Below are 12886 nucleotides of genomic sequence, written 5' to 3'. Positions count from 1 at the left end.
CTTCCCCCATCCGAAATGTCCCCGGATCGAGTGTGCGTGATAGCGACACGGCGTTCGTGCTGGATGCGACCTGTTCGCAGTCGTGGGCGACGCCAGCAGCACAGGCGCGGTTCCGGGCTCGTTGACGGATGCTCTACAACGCCATTTCCAGCTCGGTTTCCTGGGCGAAACGATGCAATTCCCGTTGACCGGTAGCCGTCAATTGCAAGGCTCGAGAATCGTTGGGCAACGTCAGCCAACCGGATTGCATGAACAACTGCAACAACGCCGCACCGAGTGAGCCGCCCATGTGCGGACGACGTTCGCTCCAGTCCGGGCACGCGCACGCCACTTGTACATTGCGATGCGCCAGCGCCTGAACGAACACGCCGCGCCCGGCCAGCAGCTTCGCGCCCTTGTGGGTCACCACGACGCGTTGCTCAAGCTGTTCGATCCAGCCGGCATCGAGCAAGCGTTGATACAGATCCGCCGCCAGCGTCCCGCCGAGATGGTCATCGCAAAAACGCGCGCGCAGCAGCGACGACGGCGCGGTCCTGGGTTTGGCCATGGGCGTGGTGCGTTTGAAGACCTCGGGAATTTCCCGGGGAGCGCTGGCGATGGTGGCGCTGGCCAATGCTTCTATCGCAGCACCGACCTCCGGTGCCGAAAGACGGAAAAAGCGTTTGCGACCACGGACTTCGACCTTCAACAGACCACCCGTGGATAGCCGCGCCAGATGCGCACTGGCCGACGACGGCGACAGCCCTGCCAGTAGCGCAAGCTCCTCGGTTTGCCGGGCCGCGCCATCCATCAACGCCCACATCATCGCGCTGCGCTTGGGGTCGGCCAGCAACGTGGCAATCTGGCTGATGCAAGGTGCATGTTCCATGTGTTCACTCCCTGTTGAATCGTATCGTCTACTGCTCGAAGACATCTTGGCCGCTAATGAGTCATCGGCCAAGACGCGAAAATCGCCATGAACCGGGGCGAGGCAAGCCACTGACGCAGCCTGCTCCGGCACAGAAACCGCAGCAGTTGCGTGACCGTCACTCGAAGACTGGCGACGCGGTGCAAGAGTCTCCGGGCCGGGGTGTCGGTGCTGGCGTGAGGCGGGCGCTAGTATAAGCGGGTTAGCCCGCGCGTCCCCCGCCGGGGCCTGCGCAGGTGGTGATTGTTCCTGACAGAAATTTCTCTATTTACCTGCGACTAATGATCAACTTCCGAAAAAACGGGAAATTGACTACTCAATTCGGCGCATCGGCTGGCGAGCATTTCCCGCAGAAGGTTCACCGGCTTACTCAATTGGGCGCGATGGGCGCACAACAAATTCAGCGGTGCACGCTCACAGAGCAACTCTGGCAGCAGCACTTTGAGGCGCCCGGCGAGTACATCGGCGCCCACGTCCAGCCACGATTTATAGGCAATCCCGGCACCGGCCACTGCCCACAGGCGCACGACGTCGGCATCATCGCTGAAACGGTCGCCGGTGACGGTCAGGCCGACTTCACGTTTGCCGTCGTGAAAACGCCAGTGGTCATGGACCCGGCTGCCGAGCATGTACAACAGGCAGTTGTGCTGGGCCAGTTGTTCAAGCTGGCGCGGTTCGCCGTGGCGGGCCAGATACGCCGGGGAGGCGCACAGCACACGACGGTTGTGCGGGGCGATGGGTAAGGCGATCAGGCTGGAGTCCTCCGGCTCGCCATAGCGCAAGGCGATGTCCACCGGTTGCCGAAACAGATCGGCGATGCGGTCGCCCAGCAGCAGGCGCACGGTCAGTTTCGGGTGTTCGCGCTGGAACGCGTCGAGCCAAGGCAACAGCAGGTTGCGGCCAAAGTCCGACGGTGCCGACAGCTGCAACACCCCGCTGACCTGATCCTGGCCGCTGGCCAGCAAGCGTCGGCCTTCATCCAGATTGCTCAGCGCTGCCCGCGCGTATTCGAGAAAACCTTCGCCCTCGGCCGTCAGGCGCAGGCTACGGGTCGAACGCGCGAGCAAGCGCGCACCCAGTTGCTGCTCGATACGTTTCAACGCCGCACTGGCCACGGCCGCAGACATGTCCATCACCCGCGCTGCCGCCGACAGACTGCCCAGATCCGCCGCCCGGACAAACAACTGCAAATCATCGAAACGCAGCATCGTCAGCCTCGATTATCAAAAAAATATTGAAAGAGACTGCTCTTTTAGCCGGTTTTATCTCGCGGAGAAATAGCTAATCATCGCGCCATCGCATTCATTCCGCTTCCCTGGAGCCGAGCATGTCCCAGCCATTCACCGCTATTGCCACCCTGATCGCCAAGCCTGGCCAACACGATCTGCTCGAACAGGGCCTGCGCGCCTTGGTTGAGCCGAGCCGCGCCGAAGACGGTTGCAGTCAGTACGACGTGCACCGCGACCTCGCCGACCCGCAGGTGTTCTATGTGATCGAACACTGGGCCAGCGAAGCCAGCCTAGAGACGCACAATGCCAGCGCGCACTTCCAGCATTTCCAGGCCAGTGCCGGCCACGCCATTGAACACTTCCAGCTCAAGCGCCTCGGCGCGATTGCCTGATGTCCTCTTCTATTAACTGTACGGAGCCACTCATGAAAGCCATCGCCTATTACGCCTCTCTGCCGATCAGCGACGCCAAATCCCTGCAAGACATCGAACTGCCGGAGCCGGTTGCCGGCCCGCGCGACGTGCTGGTGGAAGTCAAAGCCATCTCGGTCAACCCGGTCGACACCAAAGTGCGCCAGAACGTGGCGCCGGAAAACGGTGCGGCGAAAGTGCTCGGCTGGGACGTTGCCGGCGTGGTCAAGGCGGTTGGCAGCGAAGTGACATTGTTCAAGGCCGGCGACAAAGTCTTCTACGCCGGCTCCATCGCCCGTGCCGGCGGCAACAGTGAGCTGCACGTGGTGGATGAGCGCATCGTCGGCCATATGCCGAAATCCCTCGGTTTTGCCGAAGCCGCCGCACTGCCGCTGACCGCGATCACCGCGTGGGAATTACTGTTCGAACGCTTGCAAATCCGCGAAGGCAAAACCAAAGAAGACCAGAGCCTGCTGATCGTCGGCGCGGCCGGCGGTGTTGGCTCGATCCTCACGCAATTGGCCAAGCAACTGACCGGCCTCAAGGTGATCGGCACCGCGTCTCGCGAACAGACCCGCGATTGGGTCAAAGCGCTGGGCGCTGATCTGGTCATCGATCACAGCCAGCCGTTGAGCGAAGAGCTCAAGCGCGCCGGGATCGACAGCGTGACTCACGTCGCCAGCCTGACCCAGACCGATCAGCATCTGGACCAACTGGTTGAAGCCCTTGCACCGCAAGGCAAACTGGCACTGATCGACGATCCGAAGTCGCTGGACGTGAGCAAGCTCAAGCGCAAGAGCCTGTCGCTGCACTGGGAGTTCATGTACACCCGCTCGCTGTTCGAGACGCCGGACATGATCGAGCAGCACAAACTGCTCAACCGCGTGGCGGAGCTGATCGATGCCGGAACGCTGAAGACGACCGTGGGCGAGCACTTCGGCACGATCAACGCGGCGAACCTGCGTCGTGCCCATGAGTTGCTGGAAAGTGGCAAAGCCAAGGGGAAAATTGTTTTAGAAGGTTTCTAAGATCGGCAGATCGCGGCGTCCGGCAGCTCCTACAGGGGCTGCGGGGGCTTTTTGCCGTCAGTCCGATGCTTGACCGTTGTCACAATTGCGATCGTATTCAGGTCTACAATCGAAGCCTCTGCGATACATCTTTTACGCAAGGGAGGTCAGCAATGAAGATCCTGATAAAAGAAGTGGCAAAGTCTCAATGGCAGGTTCGTCTCGACCAACACGCCGTGACATTCCGCAGTGAAGCCGAAGCCTTGGCCTTCACCCGCACCCTCGAAGCGCGACTTTGCGCGCCCCATCAGATTCCCGACCGCAGCCAGCAGCGCGCCGCCGGCTGAGGTTATTTATGCCTCGGCCTGAGCTTGTGCCAGTGCCCGGGCATTCTGCAAACGGCGGGTGAGCAGCGCCACGCACACCACCAGCAAACCGCACAGGCTGATGACCGTGGCCATCGGCACGGCGGTGCCGTCGTGCAACACCCCCACCAGCGCCGAAGCCGCGGCAGCGACGCTGAATTGCATGCAGCCGAGCAGCGCCGAAGCACTGCCGGCCCGAGCACCCTGCCCGTTCATTGCGCAAGCGGCAGCGTTCGGGCTGATGCAACCCAGGCTCGACACGCAGATGAACAGCGGAATCAGCAGCGGCCACAAGGATTCGGTGTGCATTGCGCTGACGCCAAGCAGCGTCAGCCCGGCGGCAAAATACACCCACACCGCCCGCGACAACAGGAACGCCGGACCACGCTTGGCCAACATTCGTGCATTGACCTGCGCGACCAGAATGAACCCCGCCGCGTTGGTACCGAACAGCCAGCCAAAATGTTCGGCCGGTACGCCATACAGTTTGATGAAGATAAACGGTGAGCCGGCGATGTAAGCGAACATCCCGGCGATGGCGATGCCACCGGTCAGGGCATGGCCGAGGTAAACCCGATCCTTGAGCAAGCGCCCGTACTGACGCAGCGCGCCGGACAACGGCTGGCGCGGCATGTGCGCCGGCATACTTTCCGGCAGGCCCAGCGCCACGGCCAATCCTGCCAAGGCACTGAACCCGGTCAGCACCAGGAATATCGACTGCCAGCCTGTGGTGTTGACCAGCAGACCGCCGAGCATCGGCGCCAGAATCGGCGCCAGGCCCATCACCAGCATCAATTGCGAAAAGACTTTCGCCGAACCCACCGCGTCGCATTTGTCGCTGACCACCGCCCGGGAAATCACCATCCCGGCACAGCCGCCCAACGCCTGGACGAAACGCGCACCGATCAGCCATTCCAGATTCGGCGCATAAGCGCAGGCCAGCGACGCCAGGGTGAACAGCGTAAGCCCGACGAGCAACGGGATGCGTCGGCCGAAGCGATCGGCTACCGGGCCATAGGCCAATTGGCCGATGGACAGACCGGCGAAATACGCCGCCAAGGTCATCTGCACGTGTTTCTCGTCGGTGCCGAACGCCAGCGCCATCGAGGGAAAGGCAGGTAAATAGAAGTCGATCGCCAAGGGCCCGAAGGCGGTCAAGGCACCGAGGATCAAAATGGTACGGAAGTTCATCAGGCATCCAGGTAGACAAGTCGCAGCCCGACAGTCTAGCCGCGCCCGAACGCCTTGAACATTCCGATAGCTCGCTAACGATCAATTTCAGACGAGCTTCACCTCATATCCCTCTTCGCGAATCGCTTCGATGACCTGATCAGCCCCCAACGCGCTTTCGACGCCGACTTCTTTCGCTGCCAGATCGACGCGCACGCTGGCCGCCGGATCCTTGGCCTGCACGGCGTGGGTGATGGCTTTGACGCAGTGACCGCAGGACATGCCTTGAACGTTGAACACTTGCATGGAGTGACTCCTTTGAGTGAGGTTGCTGCCACTTTCGAGCTTGCCACGATGGCAAGGTCAAGTTCTTCAATAAACTGCCGGGCTGGCAATCGGCGCCGCGCTCGGCCAAGCTGCGTACATCAATGACTCGACTCAGGAGATTCAGCCATGCGCTGGTCAGCTTTCAGCCTGTTTGGCTTTCTCAGCCTCTTTGCCGCCGTTCCTCAAGTACAAGCTGTCGGCGAGGATTACGGCGTTCTGATCATTTCCCGCGAGCGCCTGGAAGTGGCAACCTCCTGCGAAATCGGTGTGTATATCCAGGATCAGCTTTCGGCGCGCCTGTTTCAGGAACAGAGCACGTCTTTCAACCTGCCACCGGGCACTGTATCGCTGCGTCTGAAACTGCTGCCGGGGCAAGTACCGGGTTGTAATCCAGGCTTGCTCGCACCGGGCTCGCAGGAAATAAAACTGCACGCGGGCGATGTGCAGAAGTACCGGATAGCGATGACACAGGAAGGCATGTACCTGAAGCGCGCCGATCTCGGCTATTAAGCAAATCCCGATTGTGGGAGCGGGCTTGCTCGCGAAGGCGCCGTATCAGTCAACTCATTGCTGACTGACACACTGCCTTCGCGAGCAAGCCCGCTCCCACAGTTTGTTTAGCAGCGCGTTGAATAATGGCGCTTGACCTTGCCCGCATGGCAAGGTTGATCCTTGTAGGCAACTTCTACAGGGAGTACGACCGATGTCCGATTCCATCACGTTCGATCTGCCGATCGCCGGCATGACCTGCGCCAGTTGCGCCGGTCGTGTCGAGCGGGCGTTGAGCAAAGTCAGCGGCGCCAGTGCCGTCAGCGTCAACCTCGCCACCGAGCAGGCCCGCGTACAGGCGCCGGGCGACAGCCTGCCTGCCCTGATGGAAGCGGTTGAGCGCGCCGGTTACAGCGTCCCGCAGCAGAGCCTTGAGCTGAACATTGACGGCATGACCTGCGCCTCGTGCGTCGGTCGCGTCGAGCGTGCCCTGCACAAAGTCCCCGGGGTGAAAAGCGTCAGCGTCAATCTGGCCAACGAGCGCGCGCACCTTGAACTGCTCGGCCAGGTCGATCCGCAAAGCCTGCTCGGGGCCGTCAGCAAGGCCGGCTATTCCGCCAGCGTCTGGCAAGCCGAACACCCGCAAACCGATAATCAGCAACAGCGCCTCAAGCATGAACGCTGGGCGCTGACCTGCGCGATTGCCCTTGCCCTGCCGCTGGTGGCGCCGATGTTGCTGCAACCGTTCGGTATTCACTGGATGCTTCCGGCCTGGGCGCAATTCGCCCTCGCCACGCCGGTGCAGTTCATTTTCGGCGCACGTTTCTATGTCGCCGCGTGGAAGGCCGTGCGTGCTGGCGCCGGCAACATGGATTTGCTGGTCGCCCTCGGCACCAGCGCCGGTTACGGCCTGAGTCTTTACGAATGGGCCACCGCTGCCGGACGCATGCCGCATCTGTATTTCGAAGCGTCGGCGGTGGTCATCGCTCTGGTGCTGCTCGGCAAGTATCTGGAGAGCCGCGCCAAACGCCAGACTGCCAGCGCCATCCGCGCGCTGGAAGCGTTGCGTCCGGAGCGGGCGATCCAAGTGATCGATGGCCGCGAGCAGGAGGTCGCCATCAGCGCCCTGCGCCTGAATGATCGGGTGCTGGTCAAACCCGGCGAACGCTTCCCGGTCGACGGCGAAGTCATCGAAGGCCAGAGCCATGCCGATGAGGCGCTGATCAGTGGCGAGAGCCTGCCGGTGCCGAAACAACCGGGCGACAAAGTCACCGGCGGCGCGATCAATGGCGAAGGCCGTTTGCTGGTGCGCACTCAGGCGCTCGGCGCCGAGACGGTACTGGCGCGGATTATTCGTCTGGTGGAAGACGCTCAGGCTGCCAAGGCCCCGATCCAGAAACTGGTGGATAAAGTCAGCCAGATCTTCGTACCGACGGTGTTGCTGATCGCTCTGGCGACACTGATCGGCTGGTGGCTCTATGGCGCGCCACTGGAAACCGCACTGATCAATGCCGTTGCAGTGCTGGTGATTGCCTGCCCTTGTGCACTGGGGCTTGCCACGCCGACGGCGATCATGGCCGGCACTGGCGTAGCGGCGCGTCACGGGATTCTGATCAAGGATGCCGAAGCACTGGAGCGCGCCCATGAAGTCAGCAACGTGGTGTTCGACAAGACCGGCACGCTGACCTCGGGCACGCCGCGCATCGCCCATCTCAGTGCAGTGGATGGCGATGAAGACGCACTGCTGAAACTGGCCGGCGCGCTCCAACGTGGCAGTGAACACCCGTTGGCCAAAGCAGTGCTTGATGCGGCGGGCGAACGCGGCCTGCACGTGGCGGATGTCAGCGACAGTCAGTCGCTGACCGGTCGCGGCATCGCCGGCAATCTTGAAGGCCGGCTTCTGGCGCTGGGCAATCGGCGGTTGCTCGAAGAAAGTGCTTTGAACGCGGGTAACCTGAGCGAATCCGCCCAGGCTTGGGAAGCCGAAGGCCGCACGCTGTCGTGGTTGATCGAGCAAAGCCCTGAACCGAAAGTGCTCGGCTTGTTCGCCTTCGGTGACACCTTGAAACCCGGCGCGCTGGAAGCGGTGCAACAACTCGCCGCCCGCGATATCCACAGCCATCTGCTGACCGGCGACAACCGTGGCAGCGCGCGCGTGGTCGCCGAGGCCTTGGGCATCAGCAATGTCCACGCCGAGGTGCTGCCGGCGGACAAAGCCGCAACCGTCACCGCGCTGAAAAAGACCGGCGTGGTCGCCATGGTCGGTGACGGCATCAACGACGCCCCGGCCCTTGCCGCTGCCGACATCGGTATCGCCATGGGCGGGGGCACCGACGTGGCCATGCACGCGGCGGGCATCACCTTGATGCGCGGTGATCCACGGCTGGTACCCGCAGCACTGGAGATCAGCCGCAAGACCTATGCGAAGATCCGCCAGAACCTGTTCTGGGCCTTCGTCTATAACCTGATCGGCGTTCCGCTGGCCGCCTTCGGCTTCCTCAACCCGGTACTGGCCGGGGCTGCCATGGCGCTGTCGAGCGTCAGCGTGGTGAGCAATGCGCTACTGTTGAAAACCTGGAAACCCAAGGATCTGGAGGAGCACCGATGAACATCGGCCAAGCAGCCAAGCAAAGTGGCCTGAGCGCGAAAATGATCCGTTATTACGAGTCCATCGGTCTGCTCAAGGCGGCGCATCGCACCGACAGCGGTTACCGGGTCTACGGCGACGATGACCTGCACACGCTGGCCTTTATCAAGCGCTCGCGGGACCTGGGATTTTCGCTGGAAGAAGTCGGCAAACTGCTGACGCTCTGGCAGGATCGCCAACGCGCCAGCGCCGATGTCAAAGCCTTGGCCCGCCAGCACATCGACGAGCTGAACCAGAAGATCCGCGAACTCGGCGAATTGCGCGACACCCTGCAAGACCTCGTCGAGCACTGCAACGGCGACCATCGCCCCGATTGCCCGATCCTCAAGGAACTGGCGTCGGGCTGCTGCGCGTAACCCGCTCGCGCTTGAGCGCGAGAACTTTTACCAGCATCAACGTACTGAGCGGGATGCCGTGGAACAGCATGACCACGGCACCCGGCGTCCACCACGCGTAGAACGGCGCGGCGATCAACATGCCGATACCGAAACCGGTCATTTGCAGCAAGGTCAGCACGCTGAAAATCGGCAGGCGCAATTGCTCGGGTTCGCGTTGCAGGCGCGACATCAATCCGACCTCGGAAAAGCCATCGCCCAGCCCCGCCGGCAAGGAAAACAACAGCAGACCGTAGAGGCTGTGTTGCTGGAACATCAGGATGAAGCCGCAGGACATCAGCGCCACGCCGAAGAAAAACCGTCGTTCGAGATTGATGTTGTCCGAGCCTTTGAGACGGCTGGCGATACGTGCGCCCAACAGTTTGCCACTGGCCCACACCGCGAGCATCAGGCCCAGCGTGGTGCTCGCCGACTCGGGCGTGAGCAGTTTGGAGATGATCGGAAAGCCGACGTTATGTGCAGCGCTGCCCAGGGTGTCGGCCAGGGTCACCGCGAGCATCGCCGCAATCACCGGAGCAGCACGCAGGCCTTGCTTGAGCGCTGTCCATTCGCCGCGTCCGGGTTCGTTGTTGACGGTCGCGGGGGCGAACCGCAGCGGCACGATCAACAACGCCGCGAGCAGGTAGGTCAGCGCATTCAAAGCGAACACCGTTTCAAAACCAAACCCCGCCACCAGCAAACCTGAAACCAGGCTGCCGCCGACCATCGCGGCGGATGAAGCCGAGGTGATCCAGGCGTTGGCCTTGAGCAATTGATCGGCGGGGATCAAACGCGGCAACTGGCTGTTGAGGCCGATGGCGAACATCGAATTGCCCAGGCCCAGGCCGAAGGCGATTACCGGCAACAGCAAGACCTGTTGGTTGACGGGCACAATCAACAACAACCCCAGCACGCTGGCGCGCAGCAGGTCGAACGCGATCAGCGGTGCGCGGCCGCTGCAGCGGCGGTAAAACGCGGTGCCGATCAGGCTGGCAAAAATCCCCCCGCCCACACGACTGGCGAGAAAGATCCCGACGCTCATGGCGCTGTTGCTCAGCAGGTAGACGTAGGTGGCGAGCGCGACCATGTTGAGGAAAGCGCCGAAATCGGAGATCAGTCGGGCGATGACGATCAGGTGGGTGTTGCGCGGGGTGGTCACATTCAGTCCTTGAGTGTGGTTGGAGCGGTGGACAGTAGACGCGAAATTGCAGGGATCCGAAAGTGCCCCTCACCCTAACCCTCTCCCAAAGGGAGAGGGGACTGATTGGGGGATATTCCTGAGCTGCACCGACGTGAAGGAGCCTCACCGAATCCATAATCAACTCGGTATTTCAGGTCGATGTAAATCGACAGACAGCGCGGTCGGCTCCCTCTCCCTCTGGGAGAGGGCTGGGGTGAGGGACTTCTGGGGCTTGCGGTTCAAACAAAAAACCCGGCCGAGGCCGGGTTTCTCGTCAAGCGATCACTGCATCCACGGGGGTGGCGGTGGCTCTTCGGACTTGCCTTTCGGCTCGTCGTCCGCTGCGCGGATGGCCTGCTTGCGTTCCTCGTCGAGGCGCGCCGCTTCAATCTCGCGCAACACCCCGCCAACGTCGGCCAGGTCTTCCGGATCATCGAACTCACCGGTCAGCACACTGTTCGGGTGCAAGGTACCGGCTTCGTACAACGCCCACATTTCCTTGGCGTACTTGGTCCTCTTCAACTCCGGGGCGAAACGCCCGAAGTACGAAGCCATGTTGCCGACATCGCGCTCGAGCATGCTGAAGGCGTGGTTGTTGCCGGCCGCGTCGACCGCTTGCGGCAGGTCGATGATCACCGGGCCGGTCGGTGTCAGCAGCACGTTGAACTCCGAGAGGTCACCGTGCACCAGACCGGTACACAACATCAGCACGATCTGCGAAATCAGGAACGCGTGATACTCGCGCGCCTGATCCGGCTCCAGCACCACGTCGTTCAGACGCGGCGCAGCGTCGCCGAACTCATCGGCCACCAGCTCCATCAACAGCACGCCGTCGAGGAAGTCATACGGTTTGGGTACCCGCACACCGGCACCGGCCAGACGGAACAGCGCCGCCACTTCGGCATTCTGCCAGGCATCCTCGGTCTCTTTACGACCGAACTTGGAGCCTTTCGCCATCGCGCGAGCCTGTCGGCTGTTGCGCACCTTGCGGCCTTCCTGATACTCGGCCGCCTGGCGGAAACTGCGTTTGTTCGCCTCCTTGTAGACCTTTGCGCAACGTAACTGATTGCCGCAGCGCACCACATAAACAGCTGCTTCTTTGCCACTCATCAGTGGGCGCAGCACTTCGTCGACCAGACCGTCCTCGATCAGGGGTTCAATGCGTTTTGGAGTCTTCATCAGCTTTTATTGTGGGTCCTTTATTACCAAACACGCGAATGTCACTCGTTATACGGCAATCCTCGCATCACGGGGAGGGGTTGCCGACCTGTGAACGTTGAGAATGCACACACTGTGCCGGATTAAACAGGGCCAACTCTGCGCTCGCGCATCGACCGTGGGGAATCATAGCCGAGGCCGTTGTACTTGTTGGTACATGCCGGCAAGGGCATTTGCGACAGAATCTGACATCGGCGTGATGACCCTTCGGCAGATTTTTGCAAAGTCGCCTCAATTTCCCTGTTTTGCAGCCGAAGCCCTCAATGACAGAGGGATTTGTCCGCCAATCGTTCCACAACAATCAGCGATGCCGCACTCAGGGAAACGGGTGATCCACAACGTTTTCGGCTGCCAATAAACCACAAGTCATCTGCACTGCGTGGGCCTACAAGAAAATCTGGAGCGCGGATGAACATCAAACAGAAATTGACGTGGGCGTTTGCAATCATCGCCTGCTTGCCGGTGGTGCTGGTCGCCACCCTGGTGGTGCTGAACCTGCGCAGCGATGCCCGGGACAGTTTTGTCGACAGCAGCGGACGCGAAATTCGCCAGGTCAGCAATGCCATGCAGCTGTTTTTTGACGGCATCAGCCAGAACGTCGATTACCTGGCATCGCAACCGCTGATCAAAAACACCGACGACAGTCTCAAGACCTACATGAGCGCCAACGCCGAATCCATCCCGCAGGGCGAGATGGACAAACAGGTCTTCGCGTTCCTGCAGGATCTGGGCAATGCCCACCCGGCTTACGCCTATGCGATTGTCGGCACCGCCGCCGGTGGTTACGTGTCGTGGCCGGACGATCCCAAACTCAACAACTACGATCCGCGTCAGCGGCCGTGGTACAAGGCCGCCCAGGCCAAACCGGGCAAGCCGTTGCGGACCGCCGCTTATTACTGGGCGCAGGACGATGCGACCTACGTCAGCACCGTGCGTACCATCGACAATAAACTCGGCAGCAACGGCGGCGTGGTCAGCATCGACGTGACGCTCAAGCAGCTCACCGAGATCGTCAAACAGATCAAGCTGGGCGAAACCGGCTACCTGATGCTCCTGGAAAACAGCGGTACGGTGCTGGTCGATCCAAAACAGCCGGAACACAACTTCAAGCCCCTGGACAGCCTCGGCGAGGGCTATGCGCAACTGGCCAAGGCCGGCAAAGGCCTGGTCGAAGTCGAGCTGAACGGCGAGCGCTACATGGCCAACGTCTGGCCATCGGAGCAATTGGGCTGGACCTTCGTTGGCCTGATCAAGCAGAGCGATGTGATGAGTTCTGCCACGCAGCTGACGTGGCTGATCGCAATCATCGCCGCCGTGCTGGCCGTGTTGTTCGCCGTGGTCGGCGCCAGTTTCGCCAGCCTGATCGTGCGCCCGATCCGCAGCGTCGCCAGTGGTCTGGAAGGCATCGCCCAAGGCGAAGGCGACCTGACCAAAAACCTCGACATCCGTGGCAACGATGAAACCGCGCAATTGGCCAATTGGTTCAATCAGTTCCTCACCGCGATCCGCAGCCTGATTCAGCACATCGGCGGCGCCGCCGGGAAAATCCTCGCGACCTCGCAG

General features: G+C 61.5%; 12 protein-coding genes and 1 pseudogene. 7 read left to right on the top strand and 6 right to left on the bottom strand.

Going from position 1 to position 12886, the window contains the following annotated elements; all coding sequences use genetic code 11:
- Nucleotides 1-133: 133 nt before the first annotated feature.
- Together ACM6IV_RS22325 and ACM6IV_RS22320 are read right to left on the bottom strand one after the other, a co-directional pair.
- A complete protein-coding gene (locus ACM6IV_RS22325) occupies nucleotides 134-868 on the bottom strand; it encodes an ArsR/SmtB family transcription factor (protein WP_414871673.1) in 735 nt (244 codons plus the stop codon).
- A gap of 317 nt (nucleotides 869-1185) precedes the next feature.
- Nucleotides 1186-2115 carry a LysR family transcriptional regulator gene (locus ACM6IV_RS22320; protein ID WP_414871672.1) on the bottom strand — a complete coding sequence of 310 codons (930 nt, stop codon included), beginning with the start codon at nucleotides 2113-2115 and terminating at the stop codon, nucleotides 1186-1188.
- A 119-nt stretch (nucleotides 2116-2234) separates the two neighbouring features.
- Here ACM6IV_RS22320 and ACM6IV_RS22315 point away from each other — a divergent pair, with 119 nt between their 5' ends.
- The 3 genes from ACM6IV_RS22315 (at nucleotide 2235) to ACM6IV_RS22305 (ending at nucleotide 3900) form a co-directional block, all read left to right on the top strand.
- Complete coding sequence (locus ACM6IV_RS22315) at nucleotides 2235-2528, top strand: putative quinol monooxygenase (RefSeq protein WP_414871671.1); 294 nt, start codon at nucleotides 2235-2237, stop codon at nucleotides 2526-2528.
- Nucleotides 2529-2560: 32 nt separating this feature from the next.
- Nucleotides 2561-3574, top strand: coding sequence for a zinc-binding alcohol dehydrogenase family protein (locus ACM6IV_RS22310; protein ID WP_414871670.1), 1014 nt, complete (start codon nucleotides 2561-2563; stop codon nucleotides 3572-3574).
- A 152-nt stretch (nucleotides 3575-3726) separates the two neighbouring features.
- Nucleotides 3727-3900, top strand: coding sequence for a hypothetical protein (locus tag ACM6IV_RS22305; RefSeq protein ID WP_007914687.1), 174 nt, complete (start codon nucleotides 3727-3729; stop codon nucleotides 3898-3900).
- Between the two features lie 6 nt (nucleotides 3901-3906).
- Here the strand turns inward: ACM6IV_RS22305 and ACM6IV_RS22300 are convergent, their stop codons facing one another.
- The gene (locus ACM6IV_RS22300) at nucleotides 3907-5109 is read right to left on the bottom strand and encodes a multidrug effflux MFS transporter (RefSeq protein WP_414871669.1); all 1203 of its coding nucleotides are present in this window, start codon (nucleotides 5107-5109) and stop codon (nucleotides 3907-3909) included.
- Between the two features lie 87 nt (nucleotides 5110-5196).
- Nucleotides 5197-5394 (bottom strand): cation transporter, encoded by a 198-nt coding sequence (locus ACM6IV_RS22295; protein ID WP_414871668.1) that lies wholly within the window; start codon nucleotides 5392-5394, stop codon nucleotides 5197-5199.
- A 147-nt stretch (nucleotides 5395-5541) separates the two neighbouring features.
- Here ACM6IV_RS22295 and ACM6IV_RS22290 point away from each other — a divergent pair, with 147 nt between their 5' ends.
- The 3 genes from ACM6IV_RS22290 to cueR all read left to right on the top strand — a co-directional run bounded on the left by ACM6IV_RS22290 (nucleotide 5542) and on the right by cueR (nucleotide 8907).
- Nucleotides 5542-5925, top strand: coding sequence for a hypothetical protein (locus tag ACM6IV_RS22290; protein WP_414871667.1), 384 nt, complete (start codon nucleotides 5542-5544; stop codon nucleotides 5923-5925).
- A gap of 193 nt (nucleotides 5926-6118) precedes the next feature.
- On the top strand, nucleotides 6119-8512 hold the full coding sequence (locus ACM6IV_RS22285) for a heavy metal translocating P-type ATPase (RefSeq protein WP_414871666.1): 2394 nt from the start codon (nucleotides 6119-6121) through the stop codon (nucleotides 8510-8512).
- Entirely contained in the window at nucleotides 8509-8907 is a 399-nt protein-coding gene (cueR, locus tag ACM6IV_RS22280; RefSeq protein ID WP_414871665.1) for a Cu(I)-responsive transcriptional regulator, read from the top strand. Before ACM6IV_RS22285 ends, cueR begins: the two co-directional genes overlap by 4 nt.
- Here the strand turns inward: cueR and ACM6IV_RS22275 are convergent.
- Nucleotides 8876-10084, bottom strand: a complete 1209-nt coding sequence (locus ACM6IV_RS22275) for an MFS transporter (RefSeq protein ID WP_414871664.1) — start codon at nucleotides 10082-10084, stop codon at nucleotides 8876-8878. The two genes, cueR and ACM6IV_RS22275, sit on opposite strands and share 32 nt — an antisense overlap.
- 303 nt (nucleotides 10085-10387) lie before the next feature.
- The gene (locus ACM6IV_RS22270) at nucleotides 10388-11284 is read right to left on the bottom strand and encodes a PA4780 family RIO1-like protein kinase (RefSeq protein ID WP_414871663.1); all 897 of its coding nucleotides are present in this window, start codon (nucleotides 11282-11284) and stop codon (nucleotides 10388-10390) included.
- Between the two features lie 447 nt (nucleotides 11285-11731).
- Between ACM6IV_RS22270 and ACM6IV_RS22265 the strand changes: the two are divergent.
- A pseudogene (locus tag ACM6IV_RS22265) lies at nucleotides 11732-12820 on the top strand (cache domain-containing protein); the annotation flags it as partial.
- Between the last annotated feature and the right edge of the window lie 66 nt (nucleotides 12821-12886).

The organism is Pseudomonas sp. IT-347P (assembly GCF_949768005.1).
Classification (GTDB): Bacteria; Pseudomonadota; Gammaproteobacteria; order Pseudomonadales; family Pseudomonadaceae; genus Aquipseudomonas.
This window is presented reverse-complemented; position numbering and strand designations above follow the sequence as displayed.

What these genes read in the sequence shown, in the direction of transcription:
- ACM6IV_RS22325 (WP_414871673.1), bottom strand. Translation starts at nt 868, where the DNA reads ATGGAACATGCACCTTGCATCAGCCAGATTGCCACGTTGCTGGCCGAC.
- ACM6IV_RS22320 (WP_414871672.1), bottom strand. Translation starts at nt 2,115, where the DNA reads ATGCTGCGTTTCGATGATTTGCAGTTGTTTGTCCGGGCGGCGGATCTG.
- ACM6IV_RS22315 (WP_414871671.1), top strand. Translation starts at nt 2,235, where the DNA reads ATGTCCCAGCCATTCACCGCTATTGCCACCCTGATCGCCAAGCCTGGC.
- ACM6IV_RS22310 (WP_414871670.1), top strand. Translation starts at nt 2,561, where the DNA reads ATGAAAGCCATCGCCTATTACGCCTCTCTGCCGATCAGCGACGCCAAA.
- ACM6IV_RS22305 (WP_007914687.1), top strand. Translation starts at nt 3,727, where the DNA reads ATGAAGATCCTGATAAAAGAAGTGGCAAAGTCTCAATGGCAGGTTCGT.
- ACM6IV_RS22300 (WP_414871669.1), bottom strand. Translation starts at nt 5,109, where the DNA reads ATGAACTTCCGTACCATTTTGATCCTCGGTGCCTTGACCGCCTTCGGG.
- ACM6IV_RS22295 (WP_414871668.1), bottom strand. Translation starts at nt 5,394, where the DNA reads ATGCAAGTGTTCAACGTTCAAGGCATGTCCTGCGGTCACTGCGTCAAA.
- ACM6IV_RS22290 (WP_414871667.1), top strand. Translation starts at nt 5,542, where the DNA reads ATGCGCTGGTCAGCTTTCAGCCTGTTTGGCTTTCTCAGCCTCTTTGCC.
- ACM6IV_RS22285 (WP_414871666.1), top strand. Translation starts at nt 6,119, where the DNA reads ATGTCCGATTCCATCACGTTCGATCTGCCGATCGCCGGCATGACCTGC.
- cueR (WP_414871665.1), top strand. Translation starts at nt 8,509, where the DNA reads ATGAACATCGGCCAAGCAGCCAAGCAAAGTGGCCTGAGCGCGAAAATG.
- ACM6IV_RS22270 (WP_414871663.1), bottom strand. Translation starts at nt 11,284, where the DNA reads ATGAAGACTCCAAAACGCATTGAACCCCTGATCGAGGACGGTCTGGTC.